The following is a 6,450-nucleotide window of genomic DNA, read 5'->3' as shown; positions in this document are numbered from 1 at the left end:
GCCAGGTCCCCGGGCCCGCCGGCCTCCGGGACTGCCCGCGGGCTCGCCTCCCAATCAGGCCCGGTGTCGCCCATAGCGGCCGCGGCCTCCCTCAGGGCGTGCGCCTCCGCGGGGTCCGGCGCCAGCACGGGGATAGACTCGACGGCGGCCGCGCCGGCCGCCTCCCGGAGCTCCCGCCAGAAGCCCTTGTCCTCGGGCAGTGCGGAGACAAACAGGTAGTCCCGCGCCCGGGTGGCCGCCACGTAGTACAGCCGCACCCGTTCGGCGCGCAGGCGCTCTCGTTCGGCGTCCACGGCTTGCCGGTAGCCCGACGTCTCAATGCCGGACTCGGCCGGACCAAAGTGCAGTTCCACCCGGCCCGCGGCCCGGTCGACCACGGCGGATCCCACGTCGTCCCGCCGCTCGCCCAGGTTGGCGAGGAAGACGATGGGGAACTCCAGCCCCTTGGCTTTGTGAACCGTCATGACCCGCACCACGTCCTCGTCTCCGACCAGCGGGGAATCCTCTTCCTCGGCTTCCGCCGCACCCCCCGGCGCGCGCCGCCGCAGCCACCGCACGAACTCCCCGAAGCTCACCGCCCCGGCCTCTTCGAAGGCCGCCGCCTGCGCCAGGAGCTTGTCCACGTTGGCGAGCGCCTGGCGCCCGTTGGGGGCCATCAGCAGGAAGGCCCGGTAGCCGCTTTCGTCCAGGATGCGGCGCAGCGCCTCGGCCGGGCGGAGACGCCTCAGGGCGGCGTGCCACCCGAGCAGCCGGTCGATGGCTCGGGCGACGGCAGGCGCCGCCTGGCGCGCCCTTTCCGGCACCGGAGCGGACCCGTCCAGCGTGCCGCCCGCATCCACGAACTTTGCGAGTTCGGCGTCGCTCACCCCGAAGAAGGCCGACCGCAGGGCGCCGAGCAGCGCCAGGCCGTCCGCGGGATTCCACACGGCCGAGGCGAGCAGGGTGAGTTCCCGGATCTCGGAGCGCACGTAGAACAGCCGGCCGCCCACGACCCGGTACGGCACCTGCGCCTCCTCCAGGGCCGCCTCCAGGTGCTCGATGCCGGTGAAGACGGGCATCAGCACCACGGCATCGCTCCACCGGGACATGCGCCAGGCCCCGCGGTCTTCCACCTGGAGCCGGCCGCCACCGACCAGGCCGCGCAGGGCCCACGCGATGAGCCGGGCCTCCAGTTGCCTGACCTGGTCGGCCGCAAGCCCGCCCGCCGGTTCGGACGGGGCGAGCCGGTAGGCCCCGGGTGCTTGCGCGTCGGGGGCGGGCTGCCAGTCCTCGCGGTAGGGTTCGAGCGGCACGTAAGCGGGCTGGAACGCCGCGGCCGGGGCGCCACCGCCCATCCACGGTGCAAAGAAGGCGTTGACGGCCCTGATAATCGACGGAACCGTGCGGAAGTTCTGACAGATGGTCTCTTTGGATCCCTGTCTCCCAAGCAGTTCGGCGGCCTCCCGGTACATCTCCACGTCCGCCCGCCGGAACCGGTAGATGGACTGTTTGGGGTCGCCCACGATGAACAGCCGGCCCGGCCCCACGGCGGCATCCCGCCACTCCCGGGCCCGGGGCTCGCGCTCCGTGAGATAGAAGACGATCTCCGTCTGCAGCGGGTCGGTGTCCTGAAACTCGTCCACGAAGACCGCCCGGAACCGCTGCTGGAAATGGCGCCGCACGGCCAGGTTGTCCCGAAGCAGGTCCCGGCACCACAGGAGCTGGTCGACGAAGTCCGCAACACCCCGGCGCTTCTTTTCGTCCTGCGCCCACCGCACGAACTCCCGCAGCCACGAGCGCAGGAGTGCGGCGATGGCCTGGCCGGCTTCGGCAAGAACGAGCCCGGCGGCCTCCGCCAGATCCTGGAAGGCCGCCCGCGCTTCGTCCAGTTCGCCGCGGCTTGCCCAGTTCTTCCGGGCGCCCAGTCTCTCGGGCGCAGCGGTCTTGAGCTCCCTGACGTGTTCGCGAAGAGCGGAAGCCCACTGCAGCGCCTCGCGCAAATCGTCCAACGCCGCCTCGCCCGCTGGCGCGATGGCCGGCGCGGGCCGCCGGGCGACGAACTCCGCCACGCCGTGAACGGCCGACGCCAGCCTGTCCCCTTTGTCGGTGCAGCCGGAGCCCACCAGGTGGCGCAGCCGCTCCAGGCTCTCGCCCAAGGCATCGAGCGCCCCGGCCAGGCGCCGCCGCGCCTCGGCCACCGCCGCCGGGCCCCCGTCTCCGGCGGCAGACTGTTGAAGCGCCACGTCCCGGTGTTCATACAGGCGCAGGGCGGCCCTCTTCAGGTCAGGGAGGCCCAAACCACACGCCAGCGCAAGGCAAAGCGCCCGGCTTCCAGAACCGTCGCCCGAAGCGCCGGCCTGCTCCTCGAGCCAGGTGCGCCAGAGCTGGTCGAGGAGTTCGGTTGCCTGGGCCGGGTCGAGCGTCTCGAAGCCCGGGTCGAGCCCCGCCTCCACCGAGCGTTCCTTCAAGATGGCCAGGGCCATGGAGTGGATGGTGGAGATCTGGGCGCTTTCGAGTTCCTCGAGGGCGCGCCGGTGCTCCGGGCTGGAGCTTTCCTGCAGCTTCTCGCGCAGGCGGCTCTTGAGCTGGGCGGCGGCCAGTTCCGTGAAGGTGATGGCTGCGAGCTGCGAGGCGCGCACGCGCCCGCTGGCCAGCACCCGCAGGATGCGCCCGACGAGCAGCGTGGTCTTGCCGGTGCCCGCCGCGGCCTCGACGCAAAACGAGCGGTCGGTCTCCTCGAGAATGCGCCGGCGTGCCGGCTCGTCCACCAACGGCCGGGAACCGGGCGAGGGGCCGTCGGGCATCAGCGCACCTCCGCTCGCATCGCAAGCAGGGCCTGTGCAGGCGCCGCATGGCGCTTACGTTCGGCCTGGCGGCGGGCTTCGGGGCCGCAGACCGGGTAGAAGGCGCACCCGGAACACTGAACGTTCCTGTCCGGAAGAGCCATGAACGTGCCCGAGGCGAGGCCGTTCCCGAGGGTGCCCACAACGCGCAGGAGGGCCGGTTCCAGCTCGCGCCACATCGTCCCCGGGAGCACCACCTCGGAGCGCGTGCCGTCTTCCCCGATGAAGACGAGCTGCGCCTCGCACCGTTCGACGGGCAGGCCGGTGAGGGTGCTTGCGGCCTGCAGATAAAGCGGAAGCTGCAGGGACTGGCCCCGTTCGAGCCGGTCGGGCCCGGGCAGCGGGCGGGGCGCGCGGGTCTTGTAGTCCACGACGCGGCCACCGACGGCGGTGCCGCCCGCCTCCTCGAGGCGAACGTCCAGCCGGTCAACGCGCCCGTGCACGTGAAGCGTGGGGCTGTCCGCCGGGGCCAGCTTGACGTCGTCGAACTCCCGCTCGAACGCTCGAGGCTGCCACGGGCCGGCCGCTATGGCCTCAAGCTCGGCAGACACGAAGCGGGAAAGCGCTTCGAAGACCAGTTCTCTCTGGAGCCGGGCGACGCCCGGCAGGGCGGCTACCGCCACAAAGTTCTCCTCGATGGCTGCGTCCAGCGCCTCCCAGAGCCACGCCCGCCATGGGCCGGGCGCCGCAGGCTGCGGGGGCCCGGGGGGATGGGTGGAGCCCCGGCCGACGGAGCCGGCAACCGCCCGGGCGTGCAGCCACCGTTCGAAGAAGATCTGGAGCGCGCGATGCAAGACGCTGCCTTTCGCGGGTCCAAGCAGCCCTTCGGCCTCCTCGGGCACTTCCTCGTCCGAGACATGGAGCCGCCGGCTGAAGAAGAACCGGCGGGGGCAGCGGGCGTAGGTTTCGAGGCCGGTCGGCGACACGTGCACAACCGCAGGCAGCGTGCCGCCCGGCGCAACGGCCGCGTCGACGAGCCCGTCCCAGGGGCCGGGCTTTTGGCTCCAACGGCGACGCCGGGCCTCGGCGCCGGCCGCCGCCTCCGGGTAGTGCGCCTGCAGGTACCCCCAGGCGTGGCGAGGCCACCGAGCCGCCACCTGAACGTCGAACCCCGCGCGATCCACGGGCTCACCGGAGACGGCCGCACCTGCCGCGGTTGCGCTTGACGGCCGGGCGGCCTTGGCGAGCCGGTCCGAGAGCCCGTTCAGGAAAGGGGACGAGACGCGCTCCTTGCCGGTGAGCGCCTCCGCGCGGGGCCAGCTGAGCACCAGCCGCCGCTCCGCCGAGGCACAGGCCGCCCCGAAGAGGTGCTGTTCCCGCAACGACCGCCAGGCGGCGCGCTCGCCGGGCGTTCCCAGCCCCAGCCGCTCGAGGTCGGCCTCGCTCAGCAGGGGATCCCTGGGGGCCTCCTGCGGCCAGCCCGGGTCTGTGAGCCCGACTGCCACCGTGAGCGCAAAGCTGCAACCTTGAAGTTGGTGCGCGCTCAACAGCGCCGGCCCGCCCTGCTCGAACCGGCCGGAGGAACGGCCCTCCCGTTCGAAGGCAGCGCCGATGGCCTGCCGGAACAGGTCGAGGGAAACCGGCGCGTCCGGCGGCCTGAGCTCGTCCAGCGCCTCCAGCGACTCCAGGCTGCCGTCGACGCGATCCCGTTCCTCTCCCTCTTCCACCGCCGCGCCGAGCCACGCCCGGCACGCCCTCGAAAGTTCTCTCCAGGAACCCTCCCGGGGAAACGCCCTCGCCTCCGCCACGAGCCGGCGAGCGGCCGCGGCGAACGTTTGCCAGTGCGCGCTGTCCCGCAACCGGGCCTCGGCCGCCATCAAGCGGCTTTCCCACTGGTCGAACCCGCCGGCGATCCCGGCCCGGGCCGACAGCGGATCCCAGGCACCCACCTGCCACGCCTCCCGGGACAGGGCGAGCCACCCGGGCTTGAGAGGCGACGACGCCAGCCACTCCAGGGTCGGGGCCCGCGGGAGTTCCGTTTCCACCAGTTCCAGCCAGCCGAGCAGGGCGCGAGCGGCCGGGGACTGCGACAGGCGTTCGGCCCCCGGCACGTAGGCGGTGATTCCGGCCCGCCGCATGGCGTCGGCCACGAGGTGGCGGTAGGGTTCGTCCTGGCGCACCACCACCGCCATTCGGTAGAACGGCACGCCGCCGTCGGCCGCCCGCAGAAGCTGCTGGACGGCCAGTTCGGCCTCCCGGACCTCGTCGGGCGCGGCGACCACCTCGACGTCTGGGGGGAGCCCCACCTCGTCACCGGCCGCCCCCGCCGGGACGTGCTCGACGGTCAGGCCCGAGCCCGGCGCCTGGAGTTCGTTCACGAGGGCATGCCAGAGGTGGGCGGGGTCGAAAAGGAAGTCCACGGCCCAGAGGATCAGGTGGGACGCACCCAGCCGCTGCGCCGCCTGGCCCGCGCGGGCACACCGGATGGCGCTCACGAAGCGGGCCGCCGGATCGGCCCACCGGGCCCCGGGCTCAAAAGCCAGCCGGCGGCTGACGTCCTCGTAGAGGGCGGACAGAGCCGACAGGCGGGGCCTGTCCTCCCCCGGGGCGTGCTCAGCGGCAGCCTTCAGCTTCTCGGGAGAGACGCCGTGGGCCCGCAGGAACGCTACCGTCCGGGCAAGAGCCGCCGTGAAGCCCGGGCGGTCGGCCACCATTCGGTAGTACCCGTGCCGGCGCCTGGCCGCCTGCCAGGCCAGGTACTCGAGTCCCCAGGGGGAAAGCTCCCGGATGCCGGCCTCCGCCAGGTCCGGCGCGCTCAGCTTCTGCACCAGGCTCCCGGGCGTGATCGCGTAAACACCCAGACAACAAGCTCCTGCGAGACGTTCCGCCAGGCGGCGCGTGGCCTGCAGGCAGGCCTCCCACGATGGGCCAACCACGACGACGGGTTCCAGAGGGTGCTCCCGCCGCCAGGCTGCCAGGCGATCGAGAAAGGCGGCTTGCGAAAGACAAGGGGTCCCGCAGCGCTTACCGACGGCAACGTCCATGCCCTCGCATCCACCTGCCCCGCTGCCCAGGTTTTCCCGCCCCGAGGCCGAATCTCCTTTCGGGGGCGCTTGCCGCAGAAGGCCGCTGGCGCGCCCCTCCTGCCGGCCGGAGGCGATGGAAGCCGATGCGAAAGCCGCGCTGGGGATACCTGAGGGGGGCAGCCGTGGCGGTGGTAGCGGCTGCGCTGCTGGTCACGCCGGTGGCCGGAGACGCTTCCGATACGGAGGGATCGCCGCCCCAGCCCGGAGGCACCCCGCCCCTCAAGCCGGAGGCCATCATCATCCGGCCCGAGCCGTCGGGCCTGCGCACCAGCGTCTGGACCGACAGGGCGCGCTACCTCGAGGGCGACCGGGTGCGGGTCAGCTTCTACGTCAGCGAGCGCGCCCACGTCTACATCTACGATCTGGACACGACCGGCCGGGTGCGGCTCATCTTCCCCAGCCGCTACGAGATGGACAACCACGTCAACGCCGGCACGCACACCATCCCGGGCCGGCCGTATAGCCTCATCGTGTCAGGCCCGCCGGGTGCGGAGTACCTGCAAATCATCGCCACACGCACCCCTCTGAAGGACCTGACGCCGGCCTCGGCCTTCGTGCGTTCGCCGTTCCCCCAACTTGGCAAGAACGGCCCCGAGGTGAAG

Annotated in this window: 3 protein-coding genes; 1 reads left to right on the top strand and 2 read right to left on the bottom strand. The window is 72.5% G+C overall.

Annotated elements, in window-relative coordinates:
* Together AB1609_13410 and AB1609_13405 are read right to left on the bottom strand one after the other, a co-directional pair.
* Nucleotides 1-2,783, bottom strand: a 2,783-nt coding sequence (locus AB1609_13410; GenBank protein MEW6047458.1) for a UvrD-helicase domain-containing protein, incomplete at its 3' end; no start/stop codon positions are given.
* Nucleotides 2,783-5,806, bottom strand: coding sequence for a PD-(D/E)XK nuclease family protein (locus AB1609_13405; GenBank protein MEW6047457.1), 3,024 nt, complete (start codon nucleotides 5,804-5,806; stop codon nucleotides 2,783-2,785). The genes AB1609_13410 and AB1609_13405, both read right to left, overlap by 1 nt.
* A gap of 125 nt (nucleotides 5,807-5,931) precedes the next feature.
* Between AB1609_13405 and AB1609_13400 the strand changes: the two genes are divergently transcribed.
* Nucleotides 5,932-6,450, top strand: a 519-nt coding sequence (locus AB1609_13400; protein MEW6047456.1) for a DUF4384 domain-containing protein, incomplete at its 3' end; no start/stop codon positions are given.

The sequence above is a fragment of the Bacillota bacterium genome (genome assembly GCA_040754675.1).
Classification (GTDB): domain Bacteria; phylum Bacillota; class Limnochordia; order Limnochordales; family Geochordaceae; genus Geochorda.
This window is presented reverse-complemented; position numbering and strand designations above follow the sequence as displayed.

Bases quoted from the DNA above. Each gene is read 5' to 3' on its own strand.
- AB1609_13405 (MEW6047457.1), bottom strand. From the start codon at position 5,806: ATGGACGTTGCCGTCGGTAAGCGCTGCGGGACCCCTTGTCTTTCGCAA.